General features: G+C 41.3%; 14 protein-coding genes. 11 read left to right on the top strand and 3 right to left on the bottom strand.

All coding sequences use genetic code 11. The features are described 5' to 3' along the window. Positions 1-13 precede the first annotated feature (13 nt). On the top strand, positions 14-2326 hold the full coding sequence (locus HPS53_RS07340) for a DUF4861 family protein (RefSeq protein WP_172205391.1): 2313 nt from the start codon (positions 14-16) through the stop codon (positions 2324-2326). Positions 2327-2435: 109 nt separating this feature from the next. Here the strand turns inward: HPS53_RS07340 and rbr are convergent, their stop codons facing one another. Further along, the gene (gene rbr / locus HPS53_RS07335) at positions 2436-2978 is read right to left on the bottom strand and encodes a rubrerythrin (RefSeq protein ID WP_104368326.1); all 543 of its coding nucleotides are present in this window, start codon (positions 2976-2978) and stop codon (positions 2436-2438) included. A 115-nt stretch (positions 2979-3093) separates the two neighbouring features. Then, positions 3094-4128 (bottom strand): asparaginase, encoded by a 1035-nt coding sequence (locus HPS53_RS07330; RefSeq protein ID WP_172205389.1) that lies wholly within the window; start codon positions 4126-4128, stop codon positions 3094-3096. Between the two features lie 148 nt (positions 4129-4276). Here HPS53_RS07330 and uxaC point away from each other — a divergent pair, with 148 nt between their 5' ends. The 10 genes from uxaC to HPS53_RS12780 all read left to right on the top strand — a co-directional run bounded on the left by uxaC (position 4277) and on the right by HPS53_RS12780 (position 19933). Next, complete coding sequence (gene uxaC, locus HPS53_RS07325) at positions 4277-5677, top strand: glucuronate isomerase (protein ID WP_104368344.1); 1401 nt, start codon at positions 4277-4279, stop codon at positions 5675-5677. A gap of 180 nt (positions 5678-5857) precedes the next feature. After that, positions 5858-6667 carry a polysaccharide biosynthesis/export family protein gene (locus HPS53_RS07320; RefSeq protein WP_233210087.1) on the top strand — a complete coding sequence of 270 codons (810 nt, stop codon included), beginning with the start codon at positions 5858-5860 and terminating at the stop codon, positions 6665-6667. A gap of 72 nt (positions 6668-6739) precedes the next feature. Then, positions 6740-8584, top strand: a complete 1845-nt coding sequence (glmS, locus tag HPS53_RS07315) for a glutamine--fructose-6-phosphate transaminase (isomerizing) (RefSeq protein ID WP_104368324.1) — start codon at positions 6740-6742, stop codon at positions 8582-8584. Positions 8585-8682: 98 nt separating this feature from the next. Next, entirely contained in the window at positions 8683-10578 is a 1896-nt protein-coding gene (locus HPS53_RS07310; protein ID WP_172205387.1) for an amidophosphoribosyltransferase, read from the top strand. Between the two features lie 19 nt (positions 10579-10597). Then, positions 10598-11674 (top strand): glutamine-hydrolyzing carbamoyl-phosphate synthase small subunit, encoded by a 1077-nt coding sequence (carA, locus tag HPS53_RS07305; protein ID WP_104368322.1) that lies wholly within the window; start codon positions 10598-10600, stop codon positions 11672-11674. Positions 11675-11677: 3 nt separating this feature from the next. Beyond that, positions 11678-14905, top strand: a complete 3228-nt coding sequence (gene carB / locus HPS53_RS07300) for a carbamoyl-phosphate synthase (glutamine-hydrolyzing) large subunit (protein WP_172205385.1) — start codon at positions 11678-11680, stop codon at positions 14903-14905. A gap of 225 nt (positions 14906-15130) precedes the next feature. After that, complete coding sequence (locus HPS53_RS07295) at positions 15131-16261, top strand: hybrid sensor histidine kinase/response regulator (protein ID WP_172205435.1); 1131 nt, start codon at positions 15131-15133, stop codon at positions 16259-16261. 505 nt (positions 16262-16766) lie between these two features. Next, on the top strand, positions 16767-17654 hold the full coding sequence (fabD, locus tag HPS53_RS07290) for an ACP S-malonyltransferase (RefSeq protein WP_104368320.1): 888 nt from the start codon (positions 16767-16769) through the stop codon (positions 17652-17654). A gap of 112 nt (positions 17655-17766) precedes the next feature. After that, positions 17767-19437 (top strand): alpha-amylase family glycosyl hydrolase, encoded by a 1671-nt coding sequence (locus HPS53_RS07285; RefSeq protein WP_172205382.1) that lies wholly within the window; start codon positions 17767-17769, stop codon positions 19435-19437. A gap of 1 nt (position 19438) precedes the next feature. Then, a complete protein-coding gene (locus HPS53_RS12780; protein WP_146078600.1) occupies positions 19439-19933 on the top strand; it encodes a hypothetical protein in 495 nt (164 codons plus the stop codon). A gap of 42 nt (positions 19934-19975) precedes the next feature. Here the strand turns inward: HPS53_RS12780 and HPS53_RS07275 are convergent, their stop codons facing one another. After that, on the bottom strand, positions 19976-21031 hold the full coding sequence (locus HPS53_RS07275; protein ID WP_172205379.1) for an endonuclease/exonuclease/phosphatase family protein: 1056 nt from the start codon (positions 21029-21031) through the stop codon (positions 19976-19978). Between the last annotated feature and the right edge of the window lie 6 nt (positions 21032-21037).

Here is a 21037-nt window from a genome sequence, read left to right as displayed (position 1 = left end):
AACAAATATAATCATGAGACTATTGTCAACAGGTATTGCTTTGGCATTGATGCTTATTCCGGTATCAATGGATGCGAAGGCAAAAAAGAAAAAAGTTGAACCGCGATTATCCGCTTTGGAAATTGTGGAGAAAGTAAACAAGCATTGGCAGAAGACAAATAAACCGGAAGTTAATGCCTTTTGGGATAATGCTGTGTATTTTACTGGAAATATGGAAGTTTACCGTTTGACCGGAAATGCTTCCTATTTTGAGTACAGTGACAAATGGGCCCGTTATAATAAGTGGAGTGGGGCAACTGAGAAAGACCAGTCGAAATGGAAATATAAGAACTATGGTGAAGGTAATGAGTATGTTCTTTTTGGAGATTGGCAAACATGTTTTCAGACATATCTTGATATGTATGAAACGAATCCCGACCCATATAAAATCGCTCGTGTAAAAGAGGTCATGGCACGTGAGGCCAATATGTGTGCCACTGATTTTTGGTGGTGGGCGGATGCGTTATATATGGTGATGCCTGTAATGACAAAGTTATATAAGGTAACCGGAGATATAAAATATCTTGATAAGTTATATGCCAATTTTAAATATGCTGATGAACTGATGTTTGATAAAGAAGAACATTTGTATTATCGTGATGGGAAATATGTTTACCCGGCTCACAAGACAGCTGATGGCAAGAAAGATTTTTGGGCTCGTGGTGATGGTTGGGTATTGGCCGGACTGGCAAAAGTGTTGGCCGATATGCCACAATCATATACACATCGCCATTTCTTTGTGGAACGTTATGTCCAGCTGTCGGAAGCGGTAGCTAAGTGCCAACAAAAGGAAGGTTACTGGACTCGTTCAATGCTTGATGCGAAGCAGGCGGAAGGTCCTGAGACAAGCGGAACGGCATTGTTTACTTATGGATTGTTATGGGGGGTAAATAATGGATTGCTTGACAGGGCTTATTATGAGCCTGTAATAAACAGAGCTTGGGATTATCTTTCCGGCAAGGCTTTACAGGCAGACGGTTCTGTCGGATATGTACAGCCTATAGGAGAAAAGGCAGTGAGAGGACAGAAACTATCGGTAACAGATGTCACAAACTTTGGTACAGGAGTATTCTTGCTTGCGGCATGTGAGAAGGTTCGCTTTGATGATGGTAGTGTGCGTGCGGCAGAAGACAAGGCTTTTACGGTAAATGTGACAAACAGTCAGAATGTTTTCCGTCAGGAAGTTGTGGAGCTTGATGCGAAAACTATATATCAAAGATTGGGGATTACAGGTGGTCGTCAGTTCCAAATATATAATGTGTTGGGGCAGCAAGTGGCTTATCAGATAACTTATGATGGCAAAATTCTTGTCGAAGCATCTGTTCGCCCACATGGTACTGCAACTTATACAATAAAGAAAGGTACTCCTAAGACATTCGTAAATACTTGTTATGGAAGGATGTATCCAGAACGTGTAGATGATATTGCATGGGAAAATGATCGTGGAGCATACCGTTGTTATGGACCGGCGTTACAGCGTTCAGGCGAAGATGCGTATGGAAATGATGTTTGGGTAAAGAATACTCCGGGTCTTGTTGTTGAGCAGCGGTATTATATAGAGGATGTAATGAAACCGGTGATAGCGGAACTTAAAAAGACCAATAAGGCTGCTGCTGATTCTTTGAACATGATAACCAGCTATCACTTTGATCAAGGTCATGGACTTGACTGTTATAAAGTAGGACCAACCCTTGGTTGTGGAACTCCGGCTATGATGATAGGAGATAGTATATTGTTCCCGTATTGTTATAAAGATTATGAATTATTGGATAATGGTCCGTTGCGTTTTACGGTAAAGTTGGTTTATAATCCAACAAAAGTGAGAGGTGATGAAAATGTAATAGAAACCAGAATACTGAGTCTTGACAAAGGTTCCAATTTTAATAAGATGACAGTATGCTATGATGGATTGAAGCAGGCAGTTGATATTGCGTCAGGTGTGGTTATTCACACTGAAGATACGGAAAGTGTTGTGTTGGGTAAAGATTTTGTTCAATATGCCGATCCTACGGATAATCCTAACGGACAGAATTTTCAAATATATGTAGCGGCATTGTTTCCCAAAGGACTTATTACCACTAAAAAAGTTATGTATGTGAATCCGACAAGAGGTAATTCCGGTCATGCACTTGGTGTGGTAAAAGATTATAAGGGTGGTGATAAATATACGTATTATTTCGGATCGGCTTGGAGTAAATATGATTGCCGTAATCAGCAAGAATGGCAATTGCGTATAGATTCTTTCCTTTCAGGTCTGCGAAATCCTCTTAATGTTATAATCAAGTAATATGCTTTGTCATGATTAGGATGTAGAATACCAAAAGAAAAAAAGGACTGATATTTGTAAATCAGTCCTTTTTTTCTTTTGGTATTCTATTTAATAAAACGCCGTATAATTAATAATTCTCCGGTTTTATTTGGAAATATGCTTTTTCATGATCGCATACGGGGCATACTTCCGGTGCTTTTTTGCCAATCATGATATGGCCGCAATTGCTGCATTGCCAAATAACATCATTGTCTTTTGAGAAAACTTTTTCATCCTGAACGTTTTTCAGTAATTTGCGATAACGTTCCTCATGCTTTTTCTCTACACCTGCTACAAGTAAGAATTTCTTTGAAATTTCATCAAAACCTTCTTCTGCGGCTTCTTTTGCCATGCGTTCATACATGTCTGTCCATTCGTAGTTCTCTCCATTGGCGGCATCTTCAAGATTGAGTTCGGTATGGTTTATTTTGCCTCCGTGCAAATACTTATACCAAAGCTCTGCATGCTCCTTCTCGTTTGCTGCTGTTTCTTCGAAGATAGCTGCAATCTGTACAAATCCGTCTTTTTTTGCTTTTGAGGCGAAATATGTGTATTTGTTACGTGCCATAGACTCTCCTGCAAATGCTTCGAGCAGGTTCTTTTCTGTTTTTGTTCCTTTCAAATCTTTCATAATATAAATTCTATTAGTAAATAATTGTGATGTTGCAAAGATATGTTTTTTTTGAAAACAATAATTACAACAGACTGTGCATTTATCTTTATTTGGTTATTTTTATTCTTTCTTTTCAACACGATATTTCACCACGTATACTTTTTCTCATATACTCTCTTATCGTATCCTGATCGTCAAACCTTGCTTGTAGGTACATCAATTTGGTTACAGCACTTTCAACAGTGCTGTCGTATCCACTCAGTACACCTGCTGATTTCAGTTGATAGCCGGTATCGTATCTCCCCATCTCAACTTTACCGGCCATACATTGGCTTATATTGATGATTATTTTCCCATTATTCGTGGCTTCTTTTAAAGCATTAAGGAGCCAAGGTCGCTGTGGGGCATTTCCACTGCCATAAGTCCGCATTACGATCGAACGTAGATTGGGAGTAGCGATAATGTGTCTTACCAAATCTTCACGTATTCCTGGGAATATGGTGAAGACAATAACATTATTATCAAGTCTGAAGTGAGGAGATATCGGTTTGGAGAAGTCCGGTTTTAGTATTTGTTCTTCATGGTAAGTGATATTTACACCGGCTTCAACGAGGTGGGGGTAGTTAAAACTTTCAAAAGCATCAAATTCATCGGCACTTTGTTTGGTTGTACGATTTCCACGAAGCAGATGCCCGTTAAAATAAATTCCGACTTCCGGTACCATGGATTTACCATCTTCATGTTTTGCAGCTGCAATCTCAATGCTTGTAATAAGATTTTCTTTCCCGTCTGTTCTTAATTGGCCAATAGGCAATTGACTTCCGGTAAGAATTACAGGCTTTGTCAGATTTCCAAGCATGTAGCTGAGAGCGGAAGCCGTATAGGCCATTGTATCTGTACCGTGTAATATTACAAATCCATCATATTTTTCATAATTATCTATTATTATATGTGTCAACTCCGTCCATAACTGCGGAGACATATCACTGCTGTCTATCGGAGGATTAAACTGGATCGTTGATATGCGTATGGGAAATAGAGACAGTTCGGGAACATTGTTGATAAGATGCTCGAAATTAAATGGTTCGAGTGCTCCAGTCTGCGGATTGCGGTTCATTCCTATTGTTCCGCCTGTATAAATAAGTAAAACATGATTGTCGTACGTCATCGTTTACGTAAAATTTTTCTGCAAAAATACGTAAACTTTTCGAAAATATGGAATAAAATTGCTATTTTTGCAACATAGGAGATATCTTGTAACAGATGATAAACAGATACGCTTAATAACTATAAATTATAAAAAATATATTCTAATTATGAAACAATTTAATGATGAGGACTTCTTGTTAGACACAGAAGTCGCACAGGATTTGTTCCACAATCATGCGGCAAAGATGCCGATCATCGATTATCATTGCCATCTTATACCCGAGATGGTGGCCAGTGACCATAAATTTAAGAGCATAACAGAGTTATGGCTGGGCGGTGACCATTATAAATGGCGTGCAATGCGAACAAACGGTATTGACGAAAAATATTGCACAGGTAAGGATACCACTGATTGGGAGAAGTTTGAAAAATGGGCGGAAACAGTTCCTTATACATTCCGTAATCCTCTTTATCATTGGACTCATTTGGAATTGAAGACTGCTTTTGGAATAACAAAGCAACTTAGCCCGAAGACAGCCCGTGAAATCTTTGACGAATGTAATGAGAAACTTCAGCAACCCGAGTTTTCCGCCCGTGGCCTTATGCGTCATTATAATGTGGAATGTGTTTGTACCACCGATGATCCTATTGATGATTTGCGTTATCATAAACAAACACGTGAAAGTGGTTTCGAGATAAAAATGATTCCTGCATGGCGCCCGGATAGAGCAATGAATATAGAAAAACCGGAATTCGCTGATTATGTCAACACATTAGGAGAAGTCGCAGGTGTTACTATCACAACGTTTAAGGATATGGTGGATGCTTTGCAAAAGCGCCATGATTTCTTTACGGAAAACGGATGCAAATTGTCTGATCATGGAATAGAAGAATTCTATGATGAGGAGTACACAGACACCCAGATAGAAGCAATATTCGCAAAAGCAATGACCAAGCAAGAACTTACAAATCATGAGGTTCGCCAATACAAGAATTGTTTCTTGACTGTCATGGCCGAAATGGATGCTGATGCAGACTGGACACAGCAGTTCCATTATGGGGCAATACGGGATAATAATACTAAGATGTATGATTTGCTTGGCGCAGATACGGGATTTGATTCTATTGGAGAATTTAATACAGCGAAAGCAATGAGCAAATTCCTCAATAAATTAAATATGAAGGGCAAGTTGACACGTACAATTCTTTATACTTTGAATCCTTGTGCGAATGAGGTCATCGCGACGATGTTAGGAAACTTTCAGGGTGGTTGTCCTGGTAAGATACAGTTCGGCTCCGGTTGGTGGTTCAATGATCAGCTCGATGGCATGACTCGTCAGATGAATGCTTTGTCTGTATTGGGTCTGCTCAGTAGGTTTGTCGGTATGCTTACTGATTCACGTTCATTCCTGAGTTATCCTCGTCATGAATATTTCCGTCGTTTATTATGTAATATTCTTGGCAATGATGTGGAGAAAGGATTGCTGCCCAATGATAAGGAAATATTATCTCGTATGGTTGAAGATATTTCTTATAACAATGCCCGTAATTATTTTAAGTTTTATTGATTTATAAACTTCTTTACGGAATAGAATTATTTAAGTTTTGAAAGTAAAAAGAATAATAAGTGGAATTTGATGTATTATACTTTGTATATTACTCTTTTTGCTTTCAAAACTTTTCTGTATAAATTCTTTGTTTAATTGGAAAAATAGGTGTAATTTTGCAAAATATTAAAATATTTAAGAATGATGACAATTACAAGAAGACTCGTTTTTCCCATAGCCTTGTTGGCTTTTATTGTCTTATTAGGCAGTTGTTCTAGTACAAAGGAAGTTGCTTATTTTCAAAACAGTTCGGAGGTAGATTTAACAGCGTCAAAGTTTCTGTATGATGCTCGTATTATGCCGAAAGATGTTCTTACAATAACTGTGAGTGCTACTGATGCAGATGCGGCTCTGCCATTTAATATGACAGTTCCTACGCCGCTAAACCAGGGTTCGCGTTCGTCCTATGCTCAGGCTTTGTTGCAAAGTTACTTGGTTGATAATGCGGGCAACATAGATTTTCCCAAGGTCGGTAGTATTCATTTGGGCGGATTGACAAAATCTGAAGCAGAAAAATTAATACAAGATAAGATTAAGCCGTATATGAGCGAAAGCGAAAATCCTATAGTTACCGTTCGTATGACAAACTATAAGATTTCAGTGTTGGGTGAAGTCAATCGGCAAGGAATGTACACGGTCGGTAATGAGAAAATAACGATTCTTGAAGCTTTAGCTCAGGCAGGCGATCTTACGATATATGGTGTACGTACAAATGTGAAACTTATACGTGAGGATTCTACCGGACAAAAATCAATCCATGTTTTGGATTTAACGGATGCAAATGTTATAAATTCGCCTTATTATTATTTGCAACAGAATGATATTGTATATGTGGAGCCCAATAAGGTTAAATCTCAGAATTCAAGTGTCGGTAGTATGACAACATTATGGTTCTCGGCCACGTCGATACTAATCTCACTGACTTCTTTATTATACAATATTCTTAATTAAAGTTTTATAAGAAGAATGAAAGAAATGATAGTTCATTAATTTCATTCTTCTTTTCTAATATATGGATTTAAAATGTGTGGAATTGTTGGATATATAGGTTGCAAAGATGCTTTTCCGATATTAATAAAAGGTCTTAGACGGCTTGAATACCGTGGTTATGATAGTGCGGGAGTTGCGTTGGTTGATACTGATGGGAAGCTAAATGTATATAAAGCGAAAGGAAAAGTTGATGATTTAGTTAGTTATTGTGAAGATAAGGATAAAACTGGCAATATAGGTATTGCCCATACCCGATGGGCTACACACGGTGAACCTTCTGTAACAAATGCTCATCCTCATTATTCACAATCGAAAAACTTAGCGATAATTCATAATGGTATAATAGAGAATTATGCGGATCTGAAAGTCAAGTTAATAGCCAAAGGACGAACATTCCAATCAGACACAGATACTGAGGTATTGGTTCAGTTGATAGAATATATCCAAGAACGTAAAGAACTTGATTTGCTGACAGCCGTTCAGTTGGCTTTACATGAAGTGATAGGAGCGTATTCCATTGCCTTGATAGACAGGCGTACTCCCGATCAGATAATAGCGGCACGCAAACAAAGTCCGCTTGTTGTCGGGATCGGTGAAGATGAGTTTTTCCTTGGTTCGGATGCGAGTCCCATTGCAGAATATACGGATAAGGTCGTATATCTTGAAGACGGTAGTATCGCTGTTCTGAAAAAAGGCGAGGATTTAAAGGTCGTAAATGTCTTGAACAGGCGTTTAAATCCGGAAATACAGACTGTTGATATAAAATTAGGTCAGCTGGAGAAAGGCGGATATCCTCATTTCATGTTGAAAGAAATATTCGAACAGCCAGATTGCATAACAAATTGCATGAGAGGACGTATCAATGAGTCTACCGATAATGTTGTTCTGAGTGCTGTTATAGATTATAAAAAGCAGTTGCTTGATGCCAATAGATTTATAATAGTGGCTTGCGGAACTTCATGGCATGCAGCGCTTATTGGCAAGCAGATGATTGAGAACTTCTGTCGAATACCGGTAGAGGTCGAATATGCTTCGGAATTTAGATACCGCAATCCGGTAATATCGTCTAAAGATGTTGTTATCGCTATATCACAAAGTGGTGAGACGGCGGATACTTTGGCCGCGGTTAAACTTGCAAAAGAAAACGGAGCTTTTATTTATGGAATATGTAACGCCATAGGATCCAGCATTCCGAGGATGACTAATACGGGTTCTTATATCCATGTTGGTCCAGAAATAGGGGTCGCTTCAACAAAAGCATTTACCGGACAGGTTACTGTCCTTACAATGTTGGCCTTGGCCTTGGCAAAAGAAAAAAATACTATAAGTACCTCAGAATATCTGCGTATTGTGAAAGAGTTGCATGAGATACCGGATAAAATGTCTAAGGTCCTATTACAGAATAATCGTATTGCAGATTTAAGCCGTATTTTTACGTATGCGCGTAATTTTCTTTATTTAGGAAGAGGATACAGCTATCCAGTCGCGCTTGAAGGAGCATTGAAGCTGAAGGAGATAAGCTACATACATGCAGAGGGTTATCCGGCAGCAGAGATGAAGCATGGGCCAATTGCTCTTATTGACTCGGATATGCCGGTTGTTGTTATAGCGACACATAATGCGATGTATGAAAAGGTTTTGAGCAATATTCAGGAGGTAAAAGCTCGTAAAGGCAAGGTAATTGCGATTGTTACGGAAGGTGATGATACAATCAGCCGTATTGCCGATGAAGTTATAGAGTTGCCGCCGATGATAGAGTGTTTGGAGCCGCTAATAGCAACAATACCATTGCAGTTATTGGCTTATCATATTGCTGTATGTAAGGGTAAGGATGTTGATCAACCAAGGAATCTTGCGAAATCAGTTACAGTGGAATAAATGATTGTGGATATAAAATATTTGTAATATTAAAAAATAATCAGGACTTCAATAGGTTGGATAATAATTAGAAAATAAGGAAATTAAGGATAATATAGATGGAACAGTTAAAACATGAATGTGGAGTGGCTATGATAAGGTTATTGAAGCCGCTTGATTATTACCAGCATAAATATGGAACATGGATGTATGGTATGAACAAGCTCTATCTTATGATGGAGAAACAGCACAACAGAGGGCAGGAAGGTGCCGGTATGGCTTGTGTCAAGTTGAATACACTCCCTGGTAATGAATATATGTTTCGTGAGAAAGCGTTGGGCTCAAATGCAATAACAGAGATTTTTGCCAATGCCCAAAAAGATTTTAGGAAATTATCCATAGAGGAATTGGCTGATGCGGATTTCGCAAAAGAGAACCTTCCATTTGCCGGTGAGTTATATATGGGACATCTCCGTTATTCGACAACTGGAAAGAGCGGTTTGCAATATGTACATCCTTTCCTGCGCCGTAATAATTGGAAAGCAAAAAATTTATGCCTTTGCGGAAATTTTAACATGACGAATATTGATGAGATATTCGATAAAGTCACAGCACAAGGACAGTGCCCTCGGATTTATAGCGATAGTTATATAATGTTGGAATGGATGGGACATCGTCTTGATCGTGAGGTGGAGCGTAATTTTGTCAAAGCAAAGGAAAGAGGACTTGAAGGGACTGATATAACACATTATATTGACAATAATGTCAATTTGGGAAATGTCTTGAAGACGACAATGCCTGATTTTGATGGAGGATATGTTGTTTGTGGTCTTACAGGAAGCGGAGAGATGTTTTCCATGCGTGATCCGTGGGGAATACGTCCGGCATTTTATTATAAGAACGATGAGGTCGTTGCTGTTGCCAGTGAGCGTCCGGTATTGCAGACAACATTTGATATAGAATGTGATGATGTTACGGAGCTGAAGCCCGGTGAAGCTATTTTTGTCAATAATCGTGGTGAATGTGTTGTTGAGCAGATATTGGAACCAAGAGGTGATTCGGCTTGCTCGTTCGAACGTATATATTTCAGCCGCGGTTCAGACCGTGATATATACAAAGAGCGTAAGTTGCTTGGAGAGCAACTCACACCGGCAATTCTTAAAGCTGTGGATTATGATGTTGATCATACCGTATTCTCTTTCATACCCAATACTGCAGAGGTGGCTTATTATGGAATGCTTGGCGGATTTAAGCATTATGTCAACGACCAGAAAATAAAAGCCATAGAGAGTCTCAAGCATATACCAACTCGTGAAGAATTAGAGAAAATTTTGCACCAGTATGTGCGTTCAGAGAAAGCTGCTTGGAAAGATATAAAATTGCGTACGTTTATTACAGAAGGTAATTCGCGGAATGATTTGGCCTCACATGTATATGATATCACTTATGAAGTATTGGAGCCTGGAGTAGACAATCTGGTTATAATAGACGACAGTATTGTGCGTGGTACAACTCTGCGTGAAAGCATAATAAAGATACTAGACCGTTTACATCCTAAGAAAATCGTCATAGTAAGCTCTTCTCCTCAGATACGTTATCCTGATTATTATGGTATCGACATGGCACGTTTGGAAGAGTTCATTGCTTTCCGGGCATGCATCGAACTTCTTAAAGAGCGTGGGATGCATAGTCTTATTGATGATACCTACAAGCAATGTAAAGAGGAAATAAAGAAACCCAAAGGTGAGATTAAATGTTGTGTGAAAGCCCTTTATCAACCGTTTACAGTGGAAGAACTGAACGAAAAGATGGTAGAGATGTTAAGGCCATCAGGGGTTACAACTCCAATTGAATTGGTGTTCCAGAGTATAGAGGGGCTTCATACCGCTATTCCCAACCACAAAGGTGATTGGTACTTTACGGGAGATTTTCCTACTCCGGGAGGAATGAAACTTGCCAATCAGGCCTTTATAAACTTCATTGAGAAAGTTTATCAATACGAACAGAAGTTTTAAGAACACAACACACAAATAAATGAGAAAAGTAACATTAGAACTTGAAGATGGCACAAGGTTTCACGGTTCCTCCTTTGGTTATGAGCATCCGGTAGCAGGAGAAGTCGTATTCAACACGGCCATGATGGGATATCCCGAAAGTCTTACCGATCCTTCTTATGCCGGTCAGTTGATGGTGTTGACATATCCTTTGGTTGGAAATTACGGTGTTCCTCCTTTTACTATTAACGAGAGTGGTATCGCGACCTTTATGGAAAGCGACCGAATTTATGCCTCGGCTGTGATAGTTGCCGATTATAGTGAAGAGTTCAGTCATTGGAATGCCGGTGAGAGTTTGGCAGATTGGCTGAAAAGAGAGCATGTGCCAGGTATAACGGGTATTGATACTCGGGAATTGACTAAAGTGCTTCGTGAGCATGGAGTTATGATGGGTAAAATTCTTCTTGACGATGAGCCTGATAATATTCCCAATGCCGATTATGAAGGAGTGAACTTTGTGGATAAGGTAAGTTGCAAAGATATTATACGTTATAATGAAGGTTCCGGAAAAAAAGTTATTCTTGTCGATTGCGGAGTAAAGCACAATATAATACGTTGTCTGATAAACCGTGAGGTGGAAGTGATACGTGTACCTTGGAATTATGATTATACTTCGATGGATTTCGACGGGTTGTTCCTTGGAAACGGTCCGGGTGATCCTGACATGTGCGAAGATGCGGTCGTCGTTCTTCGTAAGCAGATGAGTATGTCCAGAAAACCTATCTGTGGAATTTGTATGGGAAATCAGTTGCTTGCGAAAGCCGGAGGCGCTAAAATATATAAATTGAAATATGGGCATCGTTCACATAACCAACCGGTTCGTGAGGTTGGCACAGACAGATGCTATATAACAAGCCAAAACCATGGATATGCAGTTGATGCAAGTACATTGGGACCGGAATGGCATGAATTGTTTGTGAATATGAACGACGGTTCCAATGAAGGTATTTGCCATGTTGACAATCCTTGGTTTACAAGTCAGTTCCATCCGGAAGCTTGTTCCGGTCCGGTTGATACCGAATTCATGTTTGATCGTTTTGTGGAAAAATTGAAGTAAAAGATGAAAGACGAAAGTATAAAGAAAGTCCTATTGCTTGGTTCCGGAGCATTGAAGATAGGAGAGGCCGGTGAATTTGACTACTCCGGTTCCCAGGCTCTTAAGGCATTGAGAGAAGAAGGAATATATACCGTATTGATAAATCCTAATATTGCCACGGTTCAAACCTCCGAGGGTGTTGCGGATCAAATCTATTTCTTGCCTGTTCAGCCTTATTTTGTAGAGCGGGTGATAGAGAAAGAGCGTCCGGATGGTATTTTGCTGGCCTTTGGTGGGCAGACTGCCCTTAACTGCGGAGTGGAACTTTATAAAAGCGGAGTACTTGAAAAATATAACGTTAAAGTGCTTGGCACTCCTGTCCGGGCGATTATGGACACGGAAGACCGTGAGCTGTTTGTCGAGAAACTCAATGAGATTGATGTAAAGACAATTAAGAGTGAGGCTTGCGAGACGATAGAGGATGCGCGTAAGGCAGCGGCAGAACTTGGATATCCTGTCATTCTTCGTGCTGCTTATGCACTTGGAGGACTTGGCAGTGGATTTTGCGATAATGAAGAAGAACTTGATAAACTGGCAGAGAAAGCATTCTCTTTTTCTCCGCAGGTACTTGTAGAGAAAAGTCTTAAAGGCTGGAAAGAGATAGAATATGAAGTGGTTCGTGACCGTTATGATAATTGTATAACGGTGTGTAACATGGAGAATTTCGACCCGCTAGGCATCCATACGGGTGAGAGTATCGTTATCGCTCCCTCTCAGACACTTACCAATAGCGAATATCATAAGTTGCGCGCTCTTTCAATAAAAATTATCCGCCATATAGGAATTGTGGGAGAGTGTAATGTTCAGTATGCATTTGACCCGCAAAGCGAAGACTATCGAGTGATAGAGGTAAATGCACGATTGAGCCGTTCCTCGGCTTTGGCATCTAAGGCTACTGGCTATCCTCTTGCTTTCGTCGCAGCCAAATTGGGACTGGGTTACGGCCTTTTCGATTTGAAAAATTCCGTAACCAAGACCACAAGCGCTTTCTTTGAACCCGCACTTGATTATGTGGTATGTAAGATTCCACGTTGGGATTTGAGTAAATTCCGTGGGGTAGATAAAGAGCTTGGCTCATCGATGAAGTCGGTCGGAGAAGTCATGGCCATCGGTCGTAATTTTGAGGAAGCCATACAGAAGGGTCTTCGCATGATAGGGCAGGGCATGCATGGTTTTGTGGAAAACAAAGAACTTGAAATTCCTGATATTGATGAAGCATTGCGTGAGCCTACCGACAAGCGTGTGTTTGTTATTTCAAAAGCCATGCACAAAGGCTATACGATAGAGCAAATTCATGAGCTCACAAAGATAGATAAATGGTTTCTTCAAAAATTGAGGTATATTATAGATATTGATGAGCGTATGAAATCGCTGAAGAGCATCAATAATCTTGATAAAGAACTCTTGCGTGAAGCGAAAATATATGGTTTTACAGATTTTCAGATAGCCCGTGCCGTAGGTCTTGAGACCGAATTGCGGAGCATGGCCAAGGCCGGTCTTGTGGTTCGCAATCTTCGTAAGCGTTACGGTATACTTCCGTTTGTCAAGCAGATAGATACGCTTGCAGCCGAGTATCCGGCCCAAACAAATTATCTTTACCTCACTTATGCCGGTGTCGCGCACGATATTGATTTCCATAAAGACAAGCGTTCTATCATTGTTCTCGGTTCGGGGGCGTATCGTATTGGTTCTTCTGTAGAGTTCGACTGGTGTGGTGTACAGGCATTGCAAACCATAAGAAGAGAAGGATTCCGTTCCGTTATGATAAATTACAATCCCGAGACGGTGTCTACAGATTACGATATGTGCGATCGGTTGTATTTTGACGAGTTGACATTTGAGCGGGTCATGGATATAATCGACTTGGAAAGTCCGCATGGAGTCATTGTGTCTACCGGCGGACAGATTCCTAACAATCTTGCAATCCGCCTTGATGAGCAGCACGTTCCAATTCTCGGTACATCGGCTAAAGATATAGATAATGCCGAGGATAGAGCTAAATTCTCATCAATGCTTAGTCGAAACGGAATTAACCAGCCGGAGTGGAGCGCCTTGACCTCCATGGAAGATATCGATAAATTTATAGCCCGTGTCGGCTTCCCGGTTCTTGTCCGCCCATCGTATGTACTGTCGGGAGCTGCCATGAACGTTTGCTCTAATGCGGAAGAGCTCGATCGTTTTCTTAAATTGGCAGCCAATGTATCAGAAGATCATCCTGTTGTCGTGAGCCGTTTTATCGAGCATGCCAAGGAAATAGAGATGGATGCCGTGGCCAAAGACGGGGAGATTTTGGCTTATGCTATATCCGAGCATATTGAGTTTGCCGGTGTTCATTCCGGTGATGCCACGATACAGTTCCCTCCACAGAAGCTATATGTTGAGACGGTGCGCCGCATTAAGCGTGTGAGCAGGCAGATAGCCAAAGAGTTGCATATAAGCGGCCCGTTCAATATCCAGTTCATGGCTCGAGACAACGACATACTCGTCATAGAGTGTAATCTGCGTGCTTCGCGCTCCTTTCCGTTTGTAAGTAAGGTATTGAAAATTAATCTGATAGAGATAGCGACTAAAGTAATGCTCGGACTGTCGGTCGAAAAGCCTCATAAGAGCTTGTTTGACCTCGACTATGTGGGCATCAAGGCCAGTCAGTTCTCTTTCAACCGTTTGCAGAAAGCGGATCCTGTTCTTGGTGTCGACATGGCTTCTACCGGTGAGGTGGGTTGTCTTGGGGACGATACGAATACTGCTTTGCTCAAAAGCATGCTTTCCGTCGGACACCGCATACCGGAGAAAACAATCTTGCTTTCAACCGGAAGCGCGAAGCAGAAGGCTGAGATGCTGGATGCGTCGAGAACCCTTGTCGCTAATGGATACAAGTTGTATGCTACCGGCGGGACTTCAAGATATCTTACAGAGAACGGCATAGAGAACACTATGGTATATTGGCCATCGGAGAAGGAACATCCGCAGGCTCTTGACATGTTGCGTAATCATGAAATAGACATGGTGGTGAACATTCCCAAGGATTTGACTGTCAGCGAACTCAGCAACGGATATAAAATACGTCGTGCGGCGATAGACCTGAACGTGCCGCTGATAACCAACAGCCGGCTGGCAAGTGCTTTCATTACCGCTTTTTGCCAGACGAGTCTTGAAGATATTGATATAAAGAGTTGGGCGGAGTATAAATAAGGTGGTGATTATGTAAAACACCATAGATGAATATCGAAAGCGGACAGCCGGTGAAAGGGCTGTCCGCTTTTTTATATTGTCATTCTGTGAAAATCATAGTGTTGCTTATGCAAAACCAATCCGTACCGACAAATAGTCAAGGAAAAAATTGTACATTTGGAATATTTAGTGTATATTTGCCTATATATTAATAAAAGACAGATAATGATGGAATGTGGCAACGTATTGGATGCTAAAATAAACAGGAGCGACTATACAATTCTTATTGTAGATGATGTTGTCAGCAATGTTTTGCTGTTGAAGATACTTTTGACGAAAGAACAATTCGGAATATTTACGGCAAGCAATGGTAATGAGTGTATAGAAAAGGCAAAGTCAGAACGGCCGGATCTCATTCTGTTGGATGTCATGATGCCTGATATGAGCGGTTTCGATACGGCTGTCATTCTGAAAAATGATCCTGAAACAGCATCTATCCCCATAATATTTCTCACGGCACTCAATACTCCTTCTGATCTCGTACATGGTTTTAAGGTAGGAGCGAGCGATTTTCTTACCAAGCCTTTTAATAAAGAAGAACTGATAATGCGGGTAATGCAGCAGATATCACTTGTGGTGGCACGTCGGATAATAGAGAAGCAGAACGAGGAATTGCGAAATACGATAAGCAACCGTGACAAGATGTACTCCGTGATTGCCCATGACTTACGTTCTCCTATGGCAAGCATACGTATGGTACTCAATCTTTTTGTGAACAGTGTGTCTCCCGATATGATAGGCCCGGAGTTGTTCGGTCTGATAGACAGGGCTAATAAAGAGTCGGAAGAAACACACGGACTGCTTGACAATCTGTTGAAATGGACGAAGAGCCAGACAGGACGGTTGAATGTTGTATATCAAGACTTTGACCTTAATGATGTAATTCCTGGAATTGTGGATATTTATGTGATGATAGCTGAGACAAAACATATCAAGTTGAATTGCGATTTAGGTACAGAAAGGCTTACTGTATGTGCAGATAATGATATGCTTAAGACCGTAATCCGGAATTTTATCAGTAATGCGATAAAGTTCAGCAATGAGGAAGGTACTATTGATATAGTTCTGAGACGAGACGGCGATATGGCCCGAGTGAGCATTAAGGATAATGGAGTCGGAATCAGTCAGGATCGAATAGCCGGACTTTTTGCAAGAGGAGAAAGTACTTGTGGTACTAATAACGAAGAAGGAAGCGGCCTCGGTTTACAGTTGTGCAAAGACTTTGCCGTTAAGAATGGCGGTGATGTCGAGGTTGAGTCCGTTTTGGGAGAGGGTAGTACGTTCAGTGTCCTTGTTCCTTTGAAGAAAGCTGAATGAGCGATTGATTTGAAGTGTAATAATAAAATCACGAATTTGGCACTTCGTTTTTTCTCATTATAGAATAATAACCTTATACAGAACACTATATATAAAGCGATAGACCGGTTTGTGACAATAGGTGGCGACCGGCCTTTTTTTGCAATAGGTATCCCGTTGGGTTGCATTTAGCAACTCGTTGGAAGATAACGAGTATCCCGTTGCGGTGCAACGAGCCGCTAAATGCAACCCAACGGGATATTAAATGCGTAAATATTGTTGTCCGCAAAGTATGAGTATTATGGTTCTTGGATGTATTTAGTTGATTGATAGTTGTTTATGTAAATAGAGTAAATACTGCGATTTTTTCAGCCATGGGATTTATATTTTCCAAATAATCGAAATATAAATAGTGTTTTGTAAATATAATTCAACACGGTTGCAGTGATATTCATGTTGCGTTTTGGTAAATTCGTAGAAAAATAGTAACTTTGCAATTAATTATAAATTATAACAAATATTGAATATGAAAGCATTTGTTTTTCCCGGTCAGGGAGCACAATTTGTCGGAATGGGCAAAGACCTTTACGACAATAATCCATTGGCAAAAGAACTTTTTGAGAAGGCAAACGATATCCTTGGCTACCGGATAACAGACATCATGTTTGAAGGAACGGATGAAGAACTCAAACAGACCAAAGTCACGCAGCCTGCTGTATTCCTGCACAGCGTTATCTCGGCATTGTGCCTTGGCGATGATTTCAATCCCGCCATGGTTGCCGGTCACTCACTTGGAGAATTCTCGGCTCTCGTGGCTGTCGGGGCGTTGAGTTTTGAAGATGGCCTGAAGCTGGTCTATGCACGTGCAATGGCAATGCAGAAGGCTTGCGACGTGGCTCCTTCTACTATGGCTGCCATTGTTGGTTTGCCGGACGAGAAGATTGAGGAAATATGCGCAGAAGTGAACAAGGGCGGTCATGTGGTGGTTCCTGCAAATTACAACTGTCCGGGACAGCTCGTTATATCGGGAAACATAGAGGCCATAAATGAGGCTTGCGAAAAACTTAAGGCAGCCGGGGCAAAGAGAGCGTTACCGTTGAAAGTCGGAGGCGCATTCCATTCTCCGCTCATGCAGCCGGCCAAGGATGAGCTTCAAGCCGCAATCGAGAAGACAACATTTGCAGCTCCGAAATGTCCTGTATATCAGAATGTGGACGGCAATGCCCATACTGAACCCGAAGACATCAAGGCAAATTTGATAGCACAGCTCACAAGCAGTGTGCGTTGGACGGAAAGCGTCCGCAATATGATTGCGGGCGGTGCGGATGATTTTACGGAGTGCGGTCCCGGTAAGGCTCTTCAAGGTATGATTGGTCGTATCGACAAGAGCGTGGCTTCACATGGTATAGAATAAATTACTGAACGTAATATTAGTTATGGCGCAGGTACACAGAAAGGTATAAGCAGATCTGTGTGTCCTGCGTTTTTGTTTTTATTTCCATAACGTAAGAACACCAGGCACATAAATGAAAAAAGTTATTATATATCAGGTATTCACCCGACTGTTTGGTAACCGTAATCAAACCCGTAAGGAAGGCGGTACCATTGAAGAGAACGGAAGCGGCAAAATGCGTGATTTCGATCGGGAGATATTGCGGAGAATAAAGGCATTGGGAGTCACACATGTATGGTATACCGGAATTATACGTCATGCCACAACAACAGATTATTCGGCTTTCGGTATTCCATGTCAGCATCCGGCTATAGTGAAAGGACGTGCCGGATCTCCGTATGCCATTACCGACTACTATGATATAGACCCGGATATAGCCGATGACGTAGACAATCGGATGGCTGAGTTTGAGGCGCTTGTGGAGCGCACACATAAGGCGGGAATGCAAGTGGTAATAGATTTTGTGCCTAATCATGTGGCACGGCAATATCGTTCGATAGCGAAACCCGACGGGGTGAAGGATCTTGGCGAGACAGACAATGATGGAATGCACTTCTCGACGGATAATAATTTTTATTATTGCTGGGGCATGCGGTTTAGTCCGGATATTGATTTAAAGGGTGAAGCGGATGAACCGTACATGGAGTTCCCGGCAAAAGCGACTGGGAATGACCATTTCGGCTGTTCTCCGGGACGCAATGACTGGTATGAGACGGTGAAGCTTAACTATGGCATTGATTATTGTGATGCCGGCGGCCGCTCCGAACATTTCTCTCCTGTTCCCGACACATGGAACAAGATGACGGATATATTGCTTTTCTGGGCATCAAAGGGCGTAGATGCTTTCCGTTGTGATATGGCAGAGATGGTACCGACCGCATTTTGGGCTTGGGCGACGGACAAGGTGAAATGTCGTTATCCGGAGATAAAATTTATTGGCGAAGTATATGATCCGGCGCAATATAGAAATTATATATCGGCAGGTTTTGACTATTTGTATGACAAAGTGGGAATGTATGATTGTGTGCGTGATGTAATCTGTGGACACCGCCAGGCTTCGGATATCACATGGCAGTGGCAGGTTACCGATGACATACGCAGCCACATGTTGTACTTTCTTGAAAATCATGACGAGCAACGCATTGCGAGTGATTTCTTTGCGGCCAGCGGGGCCAAAGGGGTGCCGGGGCTTATCGTCAGTGTGTTGATGCGCCAAAATCCGTTCATGCTTTATGCCGGTCAGGAATTTGGAGAGTCAGGGATGGATAAGGAGGGATTTAGTGGAGTAGACGGCCGCACTACTATATTTGATTATTGGTCGGTGCCTTCTGTTTTCCGTGGGTATTATGACAGGCGTAAACAGACAAGAGAGGAGAGAACGTTAGGGGCCGTATATGCCAAAGTGCTGAATGTGGCTACGAATGAACAGGCAGTGGCAGAAGGTGAGTTTTATGATTTAATGTATGCAAACAGCCATATAGGTAGTAATTTTTATGCGTTTTTGCGGAAGTATGGTAGTGAAGCGCTTCTCGTGGTTGCCAATTTCTCGAGTGAACGATCTGAGTGTGACGTGAAAATTCCTGAACATGCTTTTGACTTTCTTGACATGCCTGAGGGGAGATATCAAGCAGAGGATTTGTTGACGGATGATAAGATGGTGCTGTCTTTGTCCAAAGGAAAGTCGGTCAGGATGAGTGTCGGCTCATGTTACGGTCGTGTATGGAAATTTTGTTGTAAGCATTGATATGAATGAGTTTGTTTTGAATGCGCATAACAAGGAGGAGCATCCACAAAGTCACACAGCGGAACATCTGTTGAATCAGACCATGATCAGGATGTTTGGTTGTGGACGTTCCGGTAATGCACATATAGAGCGTAAGAAAAGTAAAATAACTTATGTGGTAGACCACAAGCCGGACCGGAAAGAGGAAAAGGCTATTGCTGATAGAATGAACGAGCTTATAGAAATGGATCTTCCGGTTACTTTTGAGTTCGTGAACATTGCCGACTTGACAGAGGAAAATACAGCACCCGGTGGTAAATATTATGGTGTGACATTGGAAAAATTACCTGATGATGCATCGGAGGTAATCCGTCTTGTGCGTATTGGGGATTATGACGTGTGTCCGTGTATAGGCAAGCACGTCCGCTCCACGTCGCAAATAGGACGTTTCGAGATGCTCGGGACAAACTGGGATGAGCATCTGCGCACATTCAGAATAAGATTTAAGGTTATCTGAAAAACCTGGTATCACGGAATGCAATTCCGTGATACCAGGTTTTTATATTTCTATTTTCATAAACACGGGATAGTGGTCTGAATATGTAAGTTGTGTATTGTAGTATGTCAGTCCGGTCATACTTTTATCGTGAAAAATATAATCTATACGTACGGATTTCTTACCCCTGTATGTGCGCATCCATCCGCTTCCGCATTCTTTAAATCCGTCTGTCATGTCACCGAGCATAGTATTGTATACGTATGAATATGGAACATCGTTGAAATCGCCGCATAATATTGTCGGAATGTCTGAGTCGCGCTTTTCAAGGGCCACTGTGTTGGCTTGCCCAGCCCGTATAATCATGCCGAGAGTATAGTTGTTGTAAATGGCGTTTATAATGGAATTGCTCTCTACCTTTATTCCGCTGTTGGTGAGTTTGGCGGCTTGTTGGAGAGTTCTGTTAAATCCTGTAGTTTCCAAATGTACATTGAATATCCTTATTCTTTTACCGTTTACATCAACGTCGCACCACATTGCACTGTTGTTTGTATACTCAAAAGGAATGTTTTTTGTTTTTTTTATCGGGTAGCGGCTATATATTACCATGTCATTGTTTCCGGTAGCCATGTATGTGAAATATTCTTTATAGCTGTCGGAGTTTTTCTTATCACCACTGGCATCCGAATATTCTTGCATACATAGAATGTCAACTTTATGCTTTTTCATTTCCGAAAGAATGTCTTGTGCCATGAAGCCGGATGTCTCACGGCCGAAGTTCGCGACATTATATGTGGCTATTTTTATTCCGGCACTATTGTCTGCATTTGTATTTGACGGGCCGAACTGATATATTGTACCTATATATGGAATGCATGACAATACGGTGATAATGGGTATTGAAGATACAATCCAAAGCCGTTTAAGAAGCCAATATATCAGTATGACGGCATTTGCAGCTATAAGAAGTGGCAATACATATACCAGCATGGCTCTTGCCGTATTGCCGGAAGGAGGCACGTTGCCACCGAACAGACCTACAAAGGTAAAGATGGACAATACTATCTGTATTACCAGAAACATCATTGTGATATATTTATATACTGCTAATTTTCCCATATTCAG

Origin of the sequence: Prevotella sp. PTAC, from assembly GCF_013166535.1 — a bacterium.
GTDB lineage: Bacteria > Bacteroidota > Bacteroidia > Bacteroidales > Bacteroidaceae > Prevotella.
Note: the sequence above shows the minus strand (reverse complement) of the source record. Positions and strands in the feature narration are given on the sequence as shown.

Coding starts and splice junctions, on each gene's coding strand:
- HPS53_RS07330 (WP_172205389.1), bottom strand. CDS start 4,128: ATGACGTACGACAATCATGTTTTACTTATTTATACAGGCGGAACAATA.
- uxaC (WP_104368344.1), top strand. CDS start 4,277: ATGAAACAATTTAATGATGAGGACTTCTTGTTAGACACAGAAGTCGCA.
- glmS (WP_104368324.1), top strand. CDS start 6,740: ATGTGTGGAATTGTTGGATATATAGGTTGCAAAGATGCTTTTCCGATA.
- HPS53_RS07275 (WP_172205379.1), bottom strand. CDS start 21,031: ATGGGAAAATTAGCAGTATATAAATATATCACAATGATGTTTCTGGTA.
- rbr (WP_104368326.1), bottom strand. CDS start 2,978: ATGAAAGATTTGAAAGGAACAAAAACAGAAAAGAACCTGCTCGAAGCA.
- HPS53_RS07285 (WP_172205382.1), top strand. CDS start 17,767: ATGAAAAAAGTTATTATATATCAGGTATTCACCCGACTGTTTGGTAAC.
- HPS53_RS12780 (WP_146078600.1), top strand. CDS start 19,439: ATGAATGAGTTTGTTTTGAATGCGCATAACAAGGAGGAGCATCCACAA.
- HPS53_RS07340 (WP_172205391.1), top strand. CDS start 14: ATGAGACTATTGTCAACAGGTATTGCTTTGGCATTGATGCTTATTCCG.
- carB (WP_172205385.1), top strand. CDS start 11,678: ATGAAAGACGAAAGTATAAAGAAAGTCCTATTGCTTGGTTCCGGAGCA.
- fabD (WP_104368320.1), top strand. CDS start 16,767: ATGAAAGCATTTGTTTTTCCCGGTCAGGGAGCACAATTTGTCGGAATG.
- carA (WP_104368322.1), top strand. CDS start 10,598: ATGAGAAAAGTAACATTAGAACTTGAAGATGGCACAAGGTTTCACGGT.
- HPS53_RS07310 (WP_172205387.1), top strand. CDS start 8,683: ATGGAACAGTTAAAACATGAATGTGGAGTGGCTATGATAAGGTTATTG.
- HPS53_RS07320 (WP_233210087.1), top strand. CDS start 5,858: ATGATGACAATTACAAGAAGACTCGTTTTTCCCATAGCCTTGTTGGCT.